Genomic DNA, 18,339 nt, shown 5'->3' with positions numbered 1-18,339 from the left:
TGCTACGACGCCTTCCCCCCGCTCTCCGGAGGCAACTGCGCCGGCGGCGTCGCCCGTTCCAGGAACCGCAGCAACTCCACCGGAAACGGCAGCACAAGCGTCGAGTTCTTCTCCGCCGCGACGGCAACCACCGTCTGGAGCAACCGGAGTTGCAGCGCGGCCGGTGTGTCCGCCATCTCCTGGGCCGCCTCGGCGAGTTTCTTCGACGCCTGCAACTCCGCGTCCGCGTTGATGACCCGTGCCCGCCGCTCGCGGTCCGCCTCGGCCTGGCGGGCCATGGACCGCTTCATCGTCTCGGGCAGGGACACGTCCTTGATCTCGACGCGATCGATGGAGACGCCCCACTCGACGGCAGGGCTGTCGATCATCAACTCCAGCCCCTGATTGAGCTTTTCGCGGTCGGAGAGGAGATCGTCGAGGTCGCTCTTGCCGATGATGGACCGCAACGACGTCTGCGCCATCTGCGACACGGCGAACCGGTAGTCCTCGACCCGGACGATCGCCTCGGCGGGCGCCGTCACCTTGAAGTACACGACCGCGTCGACCCGCACGGTCACGTTGTCCCGGGTGATCCCCTCCTGCCCGGGCACCGGCATCGTGACGATCTGCATGTTCACCTTACGGAGCCTGTCGACACCGGGAATGATCATCGTCAGCCCCGGCCCCCGCACATCCGGCCGCAGCTTCCCGAGCCGGAACACCACCCCCCGCTCGTACTGCTTGACGACCCGCGCGGCAGCGGTCGCGTACACGACCCCGGCGGTCACCAACCCCGCTCCCACCGCCACCAGTTCCTCGACCACAACGGCCACCGCCCTCCGTGCGTCAGACCTGCGTCCAGGGGCTCCCTCGACGGTAACCCGCCCCGCGTACAAGGGGGAGCCCCCGCACGCCGGTTGCGTACGGGGACTCGGAGCGCTCGGCCCGGTGCACTCGGGCAGAATCACTGACGGTAGGTCAGAACACGCTCACGCCGTACGCGTTGAGCGCCTCGACCACCGGCTGGAAGAACGTCGTCCCGCCGGAGGAGCAGTTCCCGCTGCCGCCCGAGGTCAGCCCGTAGGCGATCCCGCTGGTCGAGTACAGCGGGCCACCGGAGTCGCCGCCCTCGGCGCAGACGTTGGTCTGGATCATGCCGTAGACGACGTCGCCGCCACCGTAGTTGACGGTCGCGTTGAGGGCCGTCACCCGGCCGCTGTGGATACCGGTGGTCGAGCCGTCACGGTAGACCGTGGTGCCGACGCTCGGCGTACCCGCGCTGGTGATGTCCGTGTTCCCCGCGGTCCCGGACTTGGTCACCGAGGTGTTGGTGTACCGGACCAGCGCGTAGTCGTTGGTCGGGAAGCTGTAGCTGACGTTCGAACCGAGCACGGTCGACTGGCCGGAGTTGGAGTACCAGGTCGACGCGACCTCGCCGCAGTGACCGGCGGTGAGGAAGTAGTACGTGCTGCCGCTGACGACGTTGAAGCCGAGCGAACAGCGGTAGCCGCCACCGTAGATGGCGTCGCCACCGGCGATGAGCTTGTTGAACTTGCCGGGCGTGTGCTTGATCGTGAGGGCGCCGGCCTTGCTGCCCGCGTCCTTCTTGAGCTGCGCGATCTCCGCCGCGGAGACCGTGCTGTCGACGGTGACGACCACCCGGTTGGTGGCCGCGTCGACGGCCCAGGCGGTGCCCGGGATGTCGGACTTCAGCACCGAGCTGTTGACGCCGCTGAGTTCGGAGGCGCTGAACGTATGCGCGTCGGCGGCGTTCGCGGTGGGGACGGCGAAGCCGGCGGCGGCGACGAACCCGGCCGCGAGGGCGACCATGCGGGTGCGTCTCTTGTGGGTGGTGGGGGTGGTGCGCTTGTTCCTCACTTTTCGTTCCCTCCCGGGAAGCCAGGGGGCCCGCGTGGGGTCGGGGCCCGTGAGGCGCAGCCAGGGCCGGATTCCGCCCGTGAAACCAGGGATGGATGCCCCGGCAAGCGCTGAGGATGGAGTATTCGGCCGAACGGACGGTCGGCGCAAGAGCCCCCCGACCGCTCGCCGCACGCAAGAGCATCTTTCGGCCGAGAACCGGAGTTGAGACTGTGAGGTATGAGCTGTTTCAGGCCAACTTCGTCTTCTGTACGACGGTGAGGGGCCCCCATTGGTTCCCCAGAACCCCCAACTCCCAGTTGAAGCACACCCCCGCACCCACCCGCCACCGGCCCCGACCCGACTGCCCCCGGCGCACATCTACCCGGGTCACGCCCCACACCTGCGCGTCCCCGGGGGACGGCCGAAAACACCCCCCGGAACAACCCCTTCCGCGAACTCCCCACCGCTCCCCGCGACTTCACCGCGACGCCTGGACGGGCCGCCCCAGCCCCAAGTGCTCGCGCAAAGTCGCCCCGGGGTAGAACGTCCGGAACAACCCCCGGTGTTGAAGCAGCGCGACCGTCCCGTTGACCAGCCGCTCCAGATCCCGGCGCGGCTCGACCGGCGTCAGATGGAACCCGTCGACGGCCCCCTCCCGGTACCACCCGGCGATCAGCTCCGCGAGATCCACGGGCCCGCCCCGGTACGACGGCCCCCGCGCACTCGCCCTCGGCCCGCCCCCACCGTGCCCGGGTACGGCGGCCCGCTCCCCGTCCCCGAGGTCGATCACCAGCGCGGCCAGCACCCGCAGCGCGTCCGGGTCCCGCCCCGCCTCCCCGGCGAGCGCCCGCAGCCGCTCCCGCACGGCCCGCGCCTCCCCGGCCCCCGCGACGCGCACGAGCGCGACATCGCCATACCGCGCGGCGAAGCCCCACACGGCGGGATCACCGGCATCGACGACACGCAGCGGACAGGCGCCCGAAGAAACGCCGCTCCCCGAAGCCACACGCGCCTCAGGAAAGGCACCCGCCCCCGAAAACACACCTGCCTCCGCGAACGCCCCAGCACCGGCACCGGCACCGGCCACCCCGGCCCCGGCCCCAGCCCCAGCCCCAGCCCCAGCCCCAGCCCCAGCCCCAGCCCCAGCCCCAGAAAACGCCCCAGAAAACCCGAAGTAACCGCTCCCACAACCCTCCGCCGACACCAACCCCCCACCCCTCCCCCCACTCACCCGATCCAGCCCGACCACCCCCGCCCCCTCGACGGACATCGCCACCAACCCCACCCGCCGAGTCACCGCAGCCGCCTCCGCCAGCACCCCCACCACATCCCCCGCACCCCCGAGCGTCACGAAGTCCAGCCCACCCCGCTCGGCCAGCCCCACCAACTCCGCACAGTCCTCCCCCTCGGGCACATCCACGGCGGCGGCGAGATGCGGCAACCCCCAGGACGCGCTCACCGCGCACCCTCCCCGCGCAGAAACTCAAGCACCGCCCGAGCCGTCGCATCGTTCTGCCGGAACGCCGGCCCCCCGGTCCGGGGCCGCGTGAACGCCCCCGGCGTACGCGCGTCCGTATACGGTCCGAGCGCGAACCGCCGAGGATGCGCGCGCCCGTCCGCGTCGAGCACCCGCCCGTCCCGCGCGTCCACCCGCAGCAGCCCGGCGTCGGTCTCCCCCACCCCCTCCTCGGCGAGCCCCCGCAGCAGCGGATCCAGCGCCCGCCCCACGGACGCCTCCGGCAACCGCGCCTCGACGAGCGCCCGAGCCTCCACAACAGCCCCGGGGACGTTGGGACTTGACGCCCGGAACACCCCGTCCTCGGCGCGCACCTCCATCTCCCCGCCGACGAACCTCAGCACCCCCGCCCGGGACAGCGCGAGCATCTGCCGCAGCCGAGGTCCCGGCGGCCCGGACGCGAGGTAGCTGAAGAACCCGTGCCAGGAGGCGGGGACTTGACCCCCGAGGCGTATCAACTGGCCGTACACGGAGAGGAGTCCGAGGAAGACGGCCAAGTCGGCGCTGTACGCGTCATCGTGACGTCGCGTCAGATCCGCCTCGATGTACGCCCGCAATCCGTCCTGGAACTCCTCCGCCGACCCGTACCGCGCCCCCTCCAACGGCCGGTCCAGCACCGCCAGATCGAGCCGATCCCGGGGATCGGGCACGGCCTCGGCGACCAGCGCCCGCAGGTCCGCCCCGCTCCCCGCCGCGTACTTCTCCTCGAAGTCGGCCCAGCCCATCGCCGTCCGCTCGGGGTGCGCGGAGAACAGCCGGTGGTAGTGCGCGAACCCCAACTCCTTCTCCACCAGCGACCACACGTCCCGCCGGTAGTCGAACCCGCCCTCCCTGGCGAGGAGTTCGTCGATCTCGCCGGGCCCGAGGAACCGGGGCAGCGGCGGGCGCTCACCGGTGAACTCGTACCCGATCTTCGACCGGTACGGCACACCTCGCCGCGACCCCACGTACAGCACCGGCTCCCGCCCCGACGGCACGTACACCTCACCCTCGTACCGCCCGCCCCGCCCCTCGGTGAGCAGCACCATCAGATCGACGAACGCAAGCCCGAACCCCCGCACGAGCACGGGCGCGCCGGGTTCGAGCGCGGACAGATCACTGTCGGCGGTGAAGTCGGGCGGCAGATGAACAAGCCCGTGCCGCGAGGCGTACGAGGCCAACGCACGCTGCTCGTCGTCGAGTTCGGCGTCGAGATGCCCGAGGGCGAGGACGACGAGGTCGGCGTGGAGAACATCACGCCCACCTTCGAGCCACACCTCCTGCCGCCCATCCCACGCCCCAACAACCCGCACCGCCCGCCCCACATGCCGATGCACCCGCACCCCCACCGGCAACGCGGCAACCGCCTCCTCATAGAACCACCCCAAATACCGCCCCTGAAGCTGCCGATCAGCGAACGTACCCCCCTCCACCCCCGCCCACTCATGCAGCGTCGGCCCCTCCCGCACCGGCCCCTCCATGCTCACCGTCTCGTCCGTGAACATCGTGACGTCCTCGGCATGGGAGTTCATCCACAGCAACGGCGACTGCGCGGCACGCCATATGCGGCCCGCGCCCGGCGGATGCGGATCGACGAGGTGGATGTCGAGGCCCGAACCGTCGTACAGCTCAGGCGCGTTGGCGGCGATGCGTTCGATCAGCCCGGCCCCTCGGGGTCCGGCCCCGACGATGACAAGGGAAGACGAAGACAGGGAAGACGAAGACATGGCAGGCTCCGTGGCGGAAGTCCCCCGGGCAGGGGGTGGCGGTTGCCTTCACACGGAGCGGCGACGCGGCCGAGCCCCTCAGCAGGACCGCACCCCGAGGGTACGACCGCGTTTCCCCCAGCTGTCAAGGCCGTCCACACTGTGGGCGCTTCGTCTCAGGTCGGTTGACTCGTATCCGGAGACCTGTTCCACTTACCCCATGCATCCGCAGCTGTGGCTGGTCACCCGCTCCCACATCGACTTCGGTCGCGTGTGGTCCTGTTCCTGTTGAGCTGACCGCCACCTGCCCCACAGCTTCGCCGATGCCTTCCTCCCCGCCTTCACACGTGCGCCTCCCCTCACCCCGCACACCCTCCTGACGCTCGGTCAGCATCCGTACGCAGACTGACAATCAGCCCGCGTCGAGCCCGAACGGTCGCATCCGTTCACCCATACGCACCGCTTGTCACCCGTCCGCCACAAAGAATCGTATTTCACTCTCAGTCAGCAGCCGTACACGTTACGACCCTTGGGGCACTTGGACTCTCGACGAATCGGCTGTGCACCAGTACCGTCACAAACCCCCCGCGCGGCGTCTATCCACTTGGCGCGACATCCGCATCATGGACGACCATGGGTCCTGCGGATAGCAAGCAAGACCGCTGTGAGAGGAGGCGTCCATGGGATCGGTGCGCAAGGCGAGCGCTTGGCTTGGCCTCGTCGACGACAACGACGACGAGCGTTACTACGACGACGACTACTCCGAGGGGACCGACTCCGGCGAAGCCTGGGTCACCGACCCTCGGGTCAAGGTCGCCACGGACACGGCCGAGGAGAAAGGCCGCCGGATCGGCACGGTCACCCCGGACAGCTTCCGGGACGCCCGAGCGATCGGCGAACTGTTCCGCGAGGGCGTGCCCGTGATCATGAACCTGACGGCGATGGAGGCCGCCGACGCCAAGCGCGTCGTCGACTTCGCCGCCGGGCTCATCTTCGGCCTGCGCGGTTCGATCGAGCGCGTCTCCACGCGCGTGTTCCTGCTGACCCCGGCCAACACCGAGATCGTCAACGGCGACCCCGGCGGCCACCGCACGGACGGTTTCTTCAACCAGAGCTGAGGCAGGGCCGCTCACCGGCCCTGCCCCCTGGGGTTCAGGTCCGGGGGTCAGCGGAAGGCGTCGAGTCCGGTGAGCGCCTTGCCCAGCACCAACTGATGCATCTCCACGGTGCCTTCGTACGTCAGCACCGACTCCAGGTTCGTCGCGTGCCGCATCACCGGGTACTCCAGCGAGATCCCGTTGGCGCCGAGGATCGTCCGCGACGTACGGCAGATCTCGATGGCTTCGCGTACGTTGTTGAGCTTGCCGAAGCTGACCTGTTCGGGCCGGAGCCGTCCCGCGTCCATCCGCCGGCCCAGGTGATGCGCGAGCAGCACCCCCTTGTGCAACTCGACCGCCATGTCGGCGAGTTTGGCCTGCGTGAGCTGGAACGCGCCGATCGGCTTCCCGAACTGCTCCCGGGTCTTGGCGTATTCGACGGCCGCCTCGAAACAGGCCCGAGCCGCTCCCATCGCGCCCCACACGATCCCGTACCGGGCATGCGACAGACAGCCGAGCGGCCCCTTGAGCCCCACAACGTCGGGCAACACGGCATCTCCGGGCAACCGCACATCATCCAGCACCAGTTCACTGGTCACGGACGCCCGAAGCGACCACTTGTGCTTGATCTCAGGCGCGGAGAACCCGGCGACATCGGTAGGCACGACGAACCCCCGGACCCCACCCTCGGTCTGCGCCCACACGACGGCGACCCCGGCGACGGACCCATTGGTGATCCACATCTTCCGCCCGTTGAGAACCCAGTCGCCCCCATCACGCTTGGCGTAGGTCCGCATGGACCCGGGATCGGACCCGTGATCGGGCTCGGTAAGCCCGAAGCACCCGATGACCTCCCCCGCAGCCATCCGAGGCAGCCACTCGCTCTTCTGATCCTCGCTCCCAAACCGATAGATGGCATACATGGCAAGGGACCCCTGCACAGAAACAAGCGACCGAACCCCAGAATCCCCAGCCTCCAACTCCAGACAAGCCAACCCATACTGCACAGCACTGGCCCCCGCACACCCATACCCCTGAAGAGACATCCCAAGGGCCCCAATCCCCCCCAACTCCAGGGCCAACCCCCGCACATCAGGCAACTCCCCCGCCTCGTACCACCCCGCAACCCCGGGCAAAACCCGATCCCCCACCCACCGCCGCACGGTCTCCCGCACAGCAAGATCCTCGGGCGACAACAGCTCATCGATCCCGAGCAGATCACCAGCGTCGAACGTTCCCACATCTCCTCCAAAACTAGCACCGCTAGTTACACACCACCCCGGAACCTACGCCCCACAGTCCCACCCCAACAACCCCTCGGGAGGGAACCCACGACGACGGGAAAGTTGAGGAGCTGAGGGAGCCGAGGAGCCGAGGGGAGCCCAGGGGAGAAAACGAACGGGACCTATCAACGCAGGCGCCTGCCCCCACCCCAGGGGCGCGGGGAACTGCGCGCCCAGCCACAAACAACCCGCACCCGGCACCAACCAGCAACCCACCCCCACACCCCCCGAACCACCCACACACCCCCCAGCCGCCAACGGCGCCCCACCCCCACAGGAAACGCCCACCCCTCAACAAACAGTCACGGGCGGCGCGCGGGTGGGCAAGCCCCCCGAGGCCCAGGCACCTCAACCTGCATAACCCGCGGCAACCGCAACGCCATAACCGCCCCCAGCAACAACAACCCCGCACTGACCAACAACGTCACATGCAACCCATGCACGAACGACTCCCGAGCCACCCGCCGCAACACCCCTCCCGCAGGCCCCCCGATCTCCCCAGCAACGTCATACGCCTCCCCCAACGAATGCCCAGCAGCAACAGAAGCCTCCGCAGGCACCCCCACCACCCCCACAACCCCCGGCTTGTAGGCGGCATTCATCACGCTCCCGAGCAACGCGATCCCGATCCCCGCCCCCAGCTGATACGACGTCTCCCCCACAGCCGCAGCCCCACCCGCCTGCTCAGCAGGAGCCTCACTCAACATCGACTCATACGCGGCGAACAGGGTCGTCTCCAACCCGAACCCCAGCAACACGAACCCCCCGAGCAACAACCCGACGTTGTCAGATCCCCCCATCCCGGTAAGCGTCAGAACAGCGACGGCGGTCAACACGAACCCCCCGCACACCATCCGCCGAGGCCCAACCCGCCGCAACAACCGAGCCCCAGCAAGCCCCGCAGCCATCGCCGCGATGGTCAGAGGCAACAACCGCAACCCGGTCTGAAGCGGCGAAAGCCCGAGCACCAGCTGCAAATACTGCGCGGCGATCAACTCCAGCCCCACCAGCGCCAGCATGGCCAGCACGATGCACAACACAGCGGTCCCGAACGCGGGCCGAGCAAACATCCGCAGATCGACAAGCGGACACTCCCGCCGCCGCTGCCGCCGCACAAAGAGAACGAGCAACCCACCCCCAAGAACGAGCGGCACAAAGGTCAGCCCCCCGAACTCCCCACCACCGAGCTGCTTGACCCCAAGAACAGCACAGAACAACCCGGCGGCAGCCATGAGCGCCCCGACGACATCCCAGGGCCCACGACTCTCCCCCTTGGACTCGGGCAGCAACCACCGCCCGACGGGCAGACTGACCAGCATCAACGGAATGTTGACGAGAAAAACGGACCCCCACCAGAAGTGTTCGAGCAGGAACCCCCCGAGCAGGGGCCCCGCCGCAGCCCCGACGGCGGCAACCGCACTCCAGATCCCTATGGCCAGCGCCCGCTCCCGCCGATCGGGAAACACCTGCCGAAGAATCGACAACGTCGCCGGCATGATCATCGCCCCACCAACACCAAGCAGAGCCCGCGCAAGGATCAACACCTGCGCACTCCCGGCGAAGGCGGCAAGCCCGGAGGCCACCCCGAACAACGCGTACCCGAGCAACAGCACCCGCCGCCGCCCGACCTTGTCCCCCAGGGTCCCGAAAAGAATGAGCAGAGAAGCACAGACCAGCGGATACGTATCGACGATCCACAGCAGCTCGATGGCCCCGGGCTTGAGATCCTCGGTGACGGCAGGCACAGCCACATGCAGAACGGTCGCGTCGACGGCGACCAGCAACAGACTCACGCACAACACGACGAGCACGACCCACCGCTGCCCCCCGGCCCGCTCGGCGGAGCGTCCACGCATGGCTGTAGCCGTCACGGTCCCGGACATGCGTACCTCCCAGCTGATTCGCACGTCCGGCGGATTCACTGGGCGGGGACTCCCAGGACTCGGCCGGAGAGGAGCGGTGTCCCCGGCCCACGCAGACGAACGGCGAGTGCATCGCAGCGTACGCGAGTTCGCCCACCGAGCACGTGGCGGACCTCTCAGACGCCACCTGCAACCCATGTGGCGTACACCACTCGTCCACACCCCCCTGATAATCGAGCCCATGATCGAGACAGCGGCACGCGTCCCCCCGACCCTGCGCCGGGCGGCCCCGGCCCTGCTGGGATACGCGGCGGTCCGTGCCCTGGGCCTGGTGGTGCTGGCGATCTGGAGCGCCGCGAGGGACAAGAGCGCGTACACGTTGTTGACGGCACGCTGGGATTCGTTGTGGTACGTCCGCGTGGCCGAGCAGGGGTACGGCTACGAGGTCCGCCTCCCGAACGGCGACGTCCACTCCAACCTGGCGTTCTTCCCCCTCCTCCCCTGGCTGGAGCGCCTCCTCCACTCACTGACCCCGCTGTCGTACGCCGACGCGGGTTTCACCGTCTCCCTCCTCTCCTCCCTCGCCGCGGCCTGGGGCGTCTTCGCGGTCGCGGACCATGTGTACGGCGCCCGCGCGGCGGTGTACGCGGTGCTGGTGTGGGCGGTGCTCCCGGTCGGAATCGTGCAGTCGATGGCGTACAGCGAGTCGTTGTTCACCGCGCTCGCCGCCTGGGCGCTGTACGCCGTCCTGACCGGCCGGTGGGTCACGGCGGGCGTGCTCGCGTCGCTGGCCGGTCTGACCCGCCCGGTGGGTCTCGCGGTGGTGGCGGCGGTGTGGGCGGCCGGGCTGGCCTCCCTGCTCCGAGAACGGACCGCGCCCGGCCCGGGTTCCTCCGGCGAGCCCGTTCACTCGTCCGTGTCACCCGGCGGCACGGCGCCCGCAACCGGCGCGCAGGAGGCGGCGCGCGCCCCCGACACCTCCGTACCCGCCCCGCCCCCGCGCGCGGGGACACCCACCGGCGCGTGGAACCCGGCACGCGCCCTGGGGCTCCTGCTCGCGCCGCTCGGCTCGCTCGGCTACGTCCTGTGGGTCGGGCACCGCACCGGCGACGGCCCGCTCGGCTATCTCGACGTCCAGGCGGGCTGGCGCAACGGCTTCGACGGCGGCTACGCCTTCGCCCGCTTCGTCGCCGAGAAGTTCACCTCCCCGCCCGGCGCCCTCGCGGGCCTGGCACTGATCGCGGGGGTGACCCTGCTGCTGCGCCTGTACGCCGTCTGCGTACGGCAGCGCCAGCCGCTGCCCGTGCTCGTGTACGCCGGTGCCGTCCTCGCCCTCGCGCTGTGCGCGTCGAGCTACTTCGGCTCGAAGCCGCGTCTGCTGATGCCCGCGTTCCCGGTCCTGCTGCCGTTCGCGCTGGCGCTGGCCAGGTCGCGTACGGCGCGGTCGGCGCTGGTGGTGGGCGGCGCGGCGGTGGCGTCGGCGGTGTACGGGGCCTGGTGGCTGAACGGCTCGGGGCCGCCCTGACCCCGCCATGATCGCTTTTCGCGGACACCGTTAATTCCCGACTACCGCCGGTCGAACTCATTCATAACTCCGCCGAAACTCGCACCTCGATTGATCAAAGGAAATGAAGGTACGAACGGCCGCCGATTTCGGATTGAGGGGGAATAAACGGCATCCTGAGAGCAATCCCACATCACATCGTCATCACAAAGCCGTGGATTCGCGGGGGAAGAGACCTCACTCGCTGTAACGTCGATTGGGTGCGTACCGAACGAAACCTCACCCGTCTGGACCGGGTGTTCGCGAGACTGGACCGGGAGCCCGAACGCCCGGCCCACATCGTTTTCCCGCGGATGAGCCGGCACCGGGTCGCACTGCTGTCCGCGACCCTGGCCTTCTACCTCGCGATCGTCTGGCTCGTGGTGACGACCTCGTGGCTGGTCCGGTTCGACTGGCAGGTCATGTTCTTCCGGCCGTACCAGCAGTGGCCGTCCATCCACGCGTTCCTCGACTACTACGTCGTCCTCGGCCAGCGCGGCCCGACGGCGGTGATGGTCGCGGCCTGGCTCGGCTGGCGTTCGTGGCGCCAGCACACCCTGCGCCCGCTGCTCACGCTCGGCGCCTCGCTGCTGCTGCTGAACATCACGGTCGGCGCCGCGAAGATCGGCATGGGCCGCCTCGGACCCCACTACGCGACGACCGTCGGCTCGAACGAGATGGGCCTGGGCGGCGATATATTCCCCAGCGGCCACACCGCCAACGCGGTCGTGACCTGGGGGATCCTGGCGTATCTGGCGTCCACGCCGAGAGCCCGCCGCTGGCTGTCCGCCGGCTCCGCGCTGGTGTCGCTGGGGGTCGGCCTGACCACCGTCTACCTCGGTACGCACTGGCTGAGCGACGTCGTGCTCGGCTGGGCCGCCGGACTGCTGATCTTGCTCGCGCTCCCCTGGTGCGAGCCCCTGATCGCCCGCGCCGAGGCCGGAATCCTGGACCTGCGCGACCGCCTGCGCGACCGCCGCAGCGCCGCGCCCGTGCCCGTACCCCTACCCGCCGCGCCGGTCACCGTGCCCGTCTCGCTGGCGGCCCCCCGCAAGGTCGTCGACCTGGAGAAGGCCCCGATCCCGCGCCCGCCGAGAGCCCCGGCCTACCTCGCACCCGGCCCGCACACCACACGCGCCGAGCGCACCCCGGTCACCCCGATCGGCAGCCGCCGCCCCCCGCACGCCGACCGGCTGCCCCGCGGCACGACGGCCTCGGCCGCCCGCCCCGGCACCTGAGAGACACCGGTACGCACACCCCGGAGCCCTACGACGACGGCGCCGGCCCAGTTCGGAAACTGGGCCGGCGCCGTCGTCGTACGGCGTCTCAGCCCTTCCAGGCGCGGGTCACATGGTTGTCGCGGACCTCGAAGTTGAGGCGGCCCACCCGGTACTCCATGGTGATGATCGCGCCGGGCGGCAGGGACCTGACGGTCGGCCAGCCCCGTTGCCGGGCGCGCTGTTCGGCGTCCTCGGCCGTGAGGCCGACGTAGTCCTCGGGGTTGTCCTGGGGCTCCTCGGCGGGAGGGGGAATCGATGCCATGGCGCCACGCTAGGCCCACCGATCGCGCCGCGTGAAGCCCGGGTTCCCGCTTCTGGTCACACTTCAGTCACAGGATCACGGGGCGTGTTTCGGTCCCGGTCCGTCACACGTACGAGCGGTTCCGGCCGAGTTACACACGTATTCGAACGCAATTGCCGCAGGCTCGGACGCGCCCCTGAAAATCCGCTCCTCAATTAGTTTCCGGCCGTCTGGCGCATTCTCCTTCCGGCGCCGGTGCGGTGATCTGACGAGCCATGGGAAATACACAACTCCCGCACACGCCCCCGGTCGGAGCGGGCATCATGCCGGGTTCCGGGGAGCGGGCGGTGAGGAGGCGGACCGTGGCGGCGGCCGTACGGCCGGGGCGGGCGGGCGGGGTGACGGCCCTGCCGATGCGGGCCGAACTCGCCCGGCGCGGGCTCCAGATCGTCGACACCGACAGGCCTGCCACGTTCGGGCGGTCCGCCTACGCGCCCCTCAACAGCTCCGCCCACTCACCCGGCGTCGGGCTCGACCTGTGGATCACGGGCCCGCGCCCCCGACACGCGCAGGCTGACGACGGGCGCCCCCACCCCTCGCCCCCGCCCCTCGCCCGGACCGCGACCGCACCGGCGCCGGGCCGGCCGGGTCTACCGGCACGGCCGAGGCGCGGCGACACCACGCCGGAGGACATGCCTTCAGCAGCAACACACCCGAACCCGACGCGCCCCGGGCGCCCCCGCCCGGAAACATCCGCTCAGCACACCGGCGCCCCCGACGGAGTCCCCGTCGGCGTCGACTTCGGCAGCGCGCACAACGTGTTCGCCGAGATCTTCCACGCCCCCGCCTGCTCAACAGCCGTGCCCGTCGCGTCCGAGGCCGTGCCCGGCAGCGTGTACGTCACCAACGCCCGCTTGTCCGAAGCGAACCGGATCTCCTTGACGTCGGCGCCGCCCGCGGACGCGTCGTACGTCCGGAGGACCCCCGCGAGGAGCTTGCCGTTCTCCAGCAAGGACTGTCTCTCCTTGAGGGACGTCTTGGGGGCGAAGAACTTCGTCCAGGCGGCGCGGATGGACTGTTCCGCGGCGGCCGTGTCGGCGGGAGCCGTGGGCCGGGACGAGGAGGGGGACGGCGACGGGGTGAAGCGGGGCAGCTTGTCGTCGGGGTCGTGGCTGCACGCGGCGAGTGTGAGGAGAAGCGCGGCCACCCCTGCCACCCGCAGCGTGCCGTTCCGGAGAGCCATCTGATTGCACCACCATGTGTCGACGTCGGCCTGCCAGAAGGCATCTTGCAGTCAATTGCCGTTGTACGACAGCCACTTGAACCACAGCGAGATCAAACCGGCACCTGCGCCAGCGGCGGCCCGAAGACGGCCGTCGGCCGTTCCCTGGCCCCGGACCCGGGGAGCACGAGGAACGTACCGGGGTTGAGCCGGTCCGGATACGCGCCCACCACATCCTTGTTGGCCCGGTACAGCGCCCTCCACCCGCCCGCGACACGGTACTTGGCGGCGATCCCGGAGAGCGTGTCCCCGGACTTCACGATGTACATGCGCCCCTGGAGCCGGTACCGCTCGGAGCACGCGGGCCACGCCTCCCACCCTTGGAGCGCCAACACCTCCTGCGCGACAGCGATTTGCTGCTCCCGGGAAGCGAGGTCGGCGCGAGGGGCGTACGAGAGCCCCCCGAACTCCTTCCAGGTCGGCGCCCAGAACTGGAGCCCGCCGTAATACCCGTTGCCGGTGTTCGCGTCCCAACGCCCCCCGCTCTCGCACTCGGCGACACAGGCCCAGGGCCACTGATCGCGGGCGCAGTCGTAGGGGACCGGCGCGGGCGACGGAGCGACGAGGAGCGGCAGCAGGGCCGTCAGCAGAGGCACGAGAAACATCGCGTCACCGTAGACAGCACCCCCGTACCCCTCCCCCAGCCGCGCCACACAACGGCGGGGGTCCCACCCGGTCGGCTCACCGGATGGGACCCGGTCCCGGACGCTCGGGCGACGGCTCAGACGAGCAGCCGCTGCCCCGGCATGATCAGGTCGGGGTTTCCCCCGATGGCGGCCTTGTTGGCCGAGTACAGCCGACCCCAGGTCGTGCCGTTGCGCTCGGCGATGCCGCTGAGCGTGTCACCGGCGCGGACGGTGTAGTTCGCGCCCGGCGTCGCCCGGAGGGTCCCGCGCGAGGACCTCTCGGGAGCCGAGTTCTCGCGCGAACTCCCGCCGGTGGAGCTCTTCTTGTACGAGTTCTCGCTCTTGTACTTCTTCACCGACCCGGAACCCGAAGACCCGGAGCCGGAGTTGGCCGACCCGGAACCCGAAGACCCCGACCCCGACCCGGAGTTGGACGGCGCACTGCCGTAGGCCCCGGCACGGGACGAGCACACGGGCCAGGCACCCCAGCCCTGCCCGCGCTGCACCTTGCTGGCGACAGCTATCTGCTGCTCCCGGGACGCCTGGTCGGCGGTGGACGCGTACGCGCTCCCGCCGTAGGCACGCCATGTGGAGGCGGAGAACTGGAGTCCCCCGTAGTAGCCGTTGCCGGTGTTGATGTGCCAGTTGCCGCCGCTCTCGCACTTGGCGATCCTGTCCCACACCCCGCTGTCGGCCGCGGCGGCGTTGCCGCTCGTGGCCAGCAGACCGAGGGGGGCGAGGAGCACTGCCCCGGCAAGGACAGCGGTCGTACGGGCGCGGCGGGTGTTATCGGCACACTCGGACATGAAGTTCCCTCTCTACGGACCCGGATTTCCCCCTGACGAGCGGGACGCTATCCGCGCATGGACGCCGATATCGCGTTCCGCCCCCTGTGCGCCGACGTGATGCATCGGCGCGCTGTCTGTCCCAGCGCGGTTGCCGCACAGGTTCCGGGTGGTGCTCGGTGCACCGGCGGAGGAATCTAGGAGGCCTGACGAGGCGTTAGCAACCAACCCCCTGTTTCCGCAGGCCAGTTGGGAGTTACCAGGGGTAATGAAGAGGATTGAACAGCCTTTACATCCCACCATTTCGTGATCTGTCGACCATGAACCAGAGCGCCCTGTGAGTCACCTCACGGAACCAAGGCCCGTAACCCGCCCGTTACTTGACCATGAGTGTTCGAATCGCGACTCAAAGTGACCGACCGCGTCAGGTGGCTCGGTTCAGTCCTCCCAGGTGCGTGACTCCCACCACAGCTCGCCCGTTGAGTCTGAATGAGCCGGGGACCCACCCGGCCCGCCACAGCACCGCATCCCGAGGGAGCCCCCGTGCCGCGCATGCTCGACGTCAGCGACGAGGTACGCACCGAGATCGGCGACGAAGAAGCCGACCGGCTGCTCACCGGAGACAACGCCCCGGGCAGTTACGACTGCACGTCCTGCCGCACCCCGGGCGACTCCGAGCACGAGCGCACCAGCACCGTCCTGTTCATCGGGGACGAGACCGCCGTCCTCGCCTTCGCCCACGCCGGCTGCCTGCCCTCCCAGGTCGTCCAGGTGACGGAGGAACAGCTCCAGGGCGCCGTCCGCTCCATCGGCAGCGCCCCTGAGCCCGCCAAGGCCGTACCGGAGCAGGCGGTGCTCGGGGTGACGAGCGGACTCCTGCTGATCGCCGGGGAGTTGCACCCCGCGCTGGTCGTCGAGCCGACCGCGCCGATCGCGCGCCCCGGCTCCACCGGCTCCGGGGACGACTTCCTGCCGCTCCTCGTCGAGCAGGGCTTCCTGCCGGTCGGCCAGATCACCGAGGTGCCGCCGGTACGGCACGGCTGGTCGGTGCTGCTCGCCGTCGGCCAGCTGCACGCGATCCTCCAGCCCGGCCCGCACGGCGCCCAGCCGGCGGCCTGGTGGCAGGCGCACCAGCCGCTCCAGGTCACCGACGGCTGGCGGGCCGCCGCCAACAAACACCAGCAGGTGCTGATGTTCGCGGCCCCGGTCGGCTCCATCGGCCGCCAGCCCCGCGAGGACCTGCTGAGGGACGCCCTCGACAAGGCCGCCGCGAACGGCCGCCTGGTGGCCGCGGCCCTGCCCCTCGCGGGCACGTGACCCTCACTGCGGTCACACCAGTCGCACCGCATCCCTTGCCCACCCGGGTCGTTTGAACTGACGTGCACACATACGACTCTTCCCGGTGGCCGTCCTACGCCGCGATCCCGCCCGCCCGCCCCGGACAGGACCCGCAGTCGGCCACCCCGATCTACGACGCGCTCTACACCGAGTACGTCAAGTCCTTCCGGGCGCTGCCGGGCGACCGGAGCGGGGAGGAGGAGCTGGGGTTCACGGCGTTCGGGGGCGGGCCCGGACACAGCGTCGGGTACGCCGGGGGGTACGCGGGGTCGCACACCGGCACGTACAGCGCCTACAGCGCGGGGGCGCAGAGCGCGCGGCAGCAGGGGCAGTGGCAGCGGGTGGGGACGCTGGGGCAGCAGCAGCCGTACCAGTACCAGGGGACGCAGAACCTCCCCGCGCTGCCGCCGGGCCCGCGCCGGGGGTACTGAAAAGGGGCGGCTCCCGACGGAGCCGCCCCTTTTTCTGTAACCGCTTACTTCTTCTTGCCGCGCTTCTCGCGCACGCGCACCGAGATATGGATCGGCGTGCCCTCGAAGCCGAACTCCTCGCGCAGACGGCGTTCGATGAAGCGCCGGTAGCCCGCCTCGATGAAGCCGGAGGCGAAGAGCACGAAGCGCGGCGGCTTGGTGCCGGCCTGGGTGCCGAAGAGGATGCGGGGCTGCTTCCCGCCGCGGATCGGGTGCGGGTGCGCGGAGACCAGCCCGCCGAGGAACGCGTTCAGCCGGCCGGTCGGCACGCGCGTCTCCCAGCCCGCCAGCGCCGTCTCGATCGCCGGGACGAGCTTCTCCATGTGCCGCCCGGTGCGCGCCGAGACGTTCACGCGCGGCGCCCAGGCGACCTGGCCCAGCTCCGTCTCGATCTCCCGCTCCAGGTAGTAGCGGCGCTCCTCGTCGAGCGAGTCCCACTTGTTGTACGCGACGACGATCGCGCGGCCCGCCTCGACGGCCATCGTGACGATCCGCTGGTCCTGCACGGAGATGGAGTCGGCGGCGTCGATCAGGATGACGGCCACCTCGGCCTTCTCGACGGCGGCGGCGGTGCGCAGCGAGGCGTAGTAGTCGGCGCCCTGCTGGAGGTGGACCCGCTTGCGGATACCGGCGGTGTCGATGAACTTCCAGACCACGCCGCCGAGTTCGATCAGCTCGTCGACCGGGTCACGGGTCGTGCCCGCGATCTCGTTGACGACGACGCGGTCCTCGTTGGCCACCATGTTCAGCAGCGAGGACTTGCCGACGTTCGGGCGGCCGATCAGCGCGATCCGCCGGGGACCGCCGACGGCCGTGCCGAAGGACTGCTCCGGCGCCTCCGGGAGCGCCTCCAGGACGGAGTCCAGCATGTCGCCGGTGCCCCGGCCGTGCAGCGCGGAGACCGGGTGCGGCTCGCCGAGACCCAGCGCCCACAGGTACGAGGCGTCCGCCTCGCCGCTCTGCCCGTCCACCTTGTTGGCGCACAGCACGACCGGCTTCCCGGCCTTGCGCAGCAGCCGTACGACGGCCTCGTCGGTGTCCGTCGCGCCGACCTTGGCGTCCACGACGAAGACGACCGCGTCGGCCGCCTCGATCGCGTACTCCGCCTGCGCGGCCACGGACGCGTCGATGCCGAGGACGTCCTGCTCCCAGCCGCCGGTGTCGACGACCTTGAACCGCCGCCCGGCCCACTCGGCCTCGTACGTCACGCGGTCCCGGGTCACCCCCGGCTTGTCCTCCACGACGGCCTCGCGCCGTCCGATGATCCGGTTGACGAGCGTCGACTTGCCGACGTTCGGCCGCCCGACCACGGCCAGCACCGGAAGCGGTCCGTGCCCCGCCTCGTCGATGGCCCCCTCGACGTCCTCGACGTCGAAGCCCTCTTCCGCCGCGAGCTCCATGAACTCCGCGTACTCGGTGTCACCGAGCGCTCCGTGCTCGGAGTGGTTGTCGTCGTTCATGAAGTTCCGTACCTCGTTCATCGTGGTGATCG

At 70.1% G+C, this 18,339-nt stretch carries 16 protein-coding genes; 5 read left to right on the top strand and 11 right to left on the bottom strand.

The genetic code is table 11. From position 1 onward, the window contains the following. Positions 1 to 2: 2 nt before the first annotated feature. The 4 genes from J8M50_RS15325 to J8M50_RS15310 form a co-directional block, all read right to left on the bottom strand. Positions 3 to 803, bottom strand: a complete 801-nt coding sequence (locus J8M50_RS15325) for a slipin family protein (protein WP_010354395.1) — start codon at positions 801 to 803, stop codon at positions 3 to 5. 154 nt (positions 804 to 957) lie between these two features. Then, the gene (locus J8M50_RS15320) at positions 958 to 1,857 is read right to left on the bottom strand and encodes a S1 family peptidase (RefSeq protein ID WP_010354396.1); all 900 of its coding nucleotides are present in this window, start codon (positions 1,855 to 1,857) and stop codon (positions 958 to 960) included. A gap of 460 nt (positions 1,858 to 2,317) precedes the next feature. Next, positions 2,318 to 3,298: an LLM class oxidoreductase gene (locus J8M50_RS15315; protein ID WP_223786210.1), complete on the bottom strand. Its 981-nt coding sequence runs from the start codon at positions 3,296 to 3,298 to the stop codon at positions 2,318 to 2,320. After that, positions 3,295 to 5,061: an FAD/NAD(P)-binding protein gene (locus J8M50_RS15310; protein ID WP_010354398.1), complete on the bottom strand. Its 1,767-nt coding sequence runs from the start codon at positions 5,059 to 5,061 to the stop codon at positions 3,295 to 3,297. The genes J8M50_RS15315 and J8M50_RS15310 overlap by 4 nt, the downstream gene beginning before the upstream one ends. A gap of 659 nt (positions 5,062 to 5,720) precedes the next feature. Here J8M50_RS15310 and J8M50_RS15305 point away from each other — a divergent pair. Further along, on the top strand, positions 5,721 to 6,158 hold the full coding sequence (locus J8M50_RS15305; RefSeq protein WP_010354399.1) for a cell division protein SepF: 438 nt from the start codon (positions 5,721 to 5,723) through the stop codon (positions 6,156 to 6,158). 47 nt (positions 6,159 to 6,205) lie between these two features. On the opposite strand, the gene J8M50_RS15300 is transcribed toward J8M50_RS15305, so the two are convergent. Then, positions 6,206 to 7,378, bottom strand: a complete 1,173-nt coding sequence (locus J8M50_RS15300; protein ID WP_010354400.1) for an acyl-CoA dehydrogenase family protein — start codon at positions 7,376 to 7,378, stop codon at positions 6,206 to 6,208. 344 nt (positions 7,379 to 7,722) lie between these two features. Next, a complete protein-coding gene (locus J8M50_RS15295) occupies positions 7,723 to 9,303 on the bottom strand; it encodes an MFS transporter (RefSeq protein WP_010354401.1) in 1,581 nt (526 codons plus the stop codon). A gap of 220 nt (positions 9,304 to 9,523) precedes the next feature. Between J8M50_RS15295 and J8M50_RS15290 the strand changes: the two genes are divergently transcribed. Both J8M50_RS15290 and J8M50_RS15285 read left to right on the top strand, forming a co-directional pair. Then, positions 9,524 to 10,807: a mannosyltransferase family protein gene (locus J8M50_RS15290; protein WP_010354402.1), complete on the top strand. Its 1,284-nt coding sequence runs from the start codon at positions 9,524 to 9,526 to the stop codon at positions 10,805 to 10,807. Positions 10,808 to 11,046: 239 nt separating this feature from the next. Beyond that, complete coding sequence (locus J8M50_RS15285) at positions 11,047 to 12,063, top strand: phosphatase PAP2 family protein (protein WP_029183944.1); 1,017 nt, start codon at positions 11,047 to 11,049, stop codon at positions 12,061 to 12,063. Positions 12,064 to 12,151: 88 nt separating this feature from the next. Here J8M50_RS15285 and J8M50_RS15280 read toward each other — a convergent pair whose 3' ends face one another. From J8M50_RS15280 to J8M50_RS15265, 4 genes are all read right to left on the bottom strand, one after another. Beyond that, complete coding sequence (locus J8M50_RS15280) at positions 12,152 to 12,367, bottom strand: I78 family peptidase inhibitor (RefSeq protein WP_010354404.1); 216 nt, start codon at positions 12,365 to 12,367, stop codon at positions 12,152 to 12,154. Positions 12,368 to 13,103: 736 nt separating this feature from the next. Further along, positions 13,104 to 13,589: an MTB12 C-terminal domain-containing protein gene (locus J8M50_RS15275; RefSeq protein ID WP_010354405.1), complete on the bottom strand. Its 486-nt coding sequence runs from the start codon at positions 13,587 to 13,589 to the stop codon at positions 13,104 to 13,106. A gap of 92 nt (positions 13,590 to 13,681) precedes the next feature. Then, positions 13,682 to 14,233 (bottom strand): LysM peptidoglycan-binding domain-containing protein, encoded by a 552-nt coding sequence (locus J8M50_RS15270; RefSeq protein ID WP_075661778.1) that lies wholly within the window; start codon positions 14,231 to 14,233, stop codon positions 13,682 to 13,684. A 116-nt stretch (positions 14,234 to 14,349) separates the two neighbouring features. Then, positions 14,350 to 15,060 carry a LysM peptidoglycan-binding domain-containing protein gene (locus J8M50_RS15265; protein WP_029183946.1) on the bottom strand — a complete coding sequence of 237 codons (711 nt, stop codon included), beginning with the start codon at positions 15,058 to 15,060 and terminating at the stop codon, positions 14,350 to 14,352. A 522-nt stretch (positions 15,061 to 15,582) separates the two neighbouring features. Here J8M50_RS15265 and J8M50_RS15260 point away from each other — a divergent pair. Then, positions 15,583 to 16,356: a DUF8842 C-terminal domain-containing protein gene (locus tag J8M50_RS15260; RefSeq protein ID WP_010354410.1), complete on the top strand. Its 774-nt coding sequence runs from the start codon at positions 15,583 to 15,585 to the stop codon at positions 16,354 to 16,356. A 62-nt stretch (positions 16,357 to 16,418) separates the two neighbouring features. Next, on the top strand, positions 16,419 to 16,808 hold the full coding sequence (locus J8M50_RS15255) for a hypothetical protein (RefSeq protein ID WP_010354411.1): 390 nt from the start codon (positions 16,419 to 16,421) through the stop codon (positions 16,806 to 16,808). 44 nt (positions 16,809 to 16,852) lie between these two features. Here the strand turns inward: J8M50_RS15255 and der are convergent, their stop codons facing one another. Continuing rightward, the gene (gene der / locus J8M50_RS15250; protein WP_435032925.1) at positions 16,853 to 18,328 is read right to left on the bottom strand and encodes a ribosome biogenesis GTPase Der; all 1,476 of its coding nucleotides are present in this window, start codon (positions 18,326 to 18,328) and stop codon (positions 16,853 to 16,855) included. Positions 18,329 to 18,339 lie beyond the last annotated feature (11 nt).

The organism is Streptomyces acidiscabies, from assembly GCF_020010905.1.
In the GTDB taxonomy this organism is placed as follows: domain Bacteria; phylum Actinomycetota; class Actinomycetes; order Streptomycetales; family Streptomycetaceae; genus Streptomyces; species Streptomyces acidiscabies.
The sequence above is the reverse complement of the archived record's forward strand: the minus strand, read 5'-3'. Positions and strand labels throughout refer to the sequence as shown.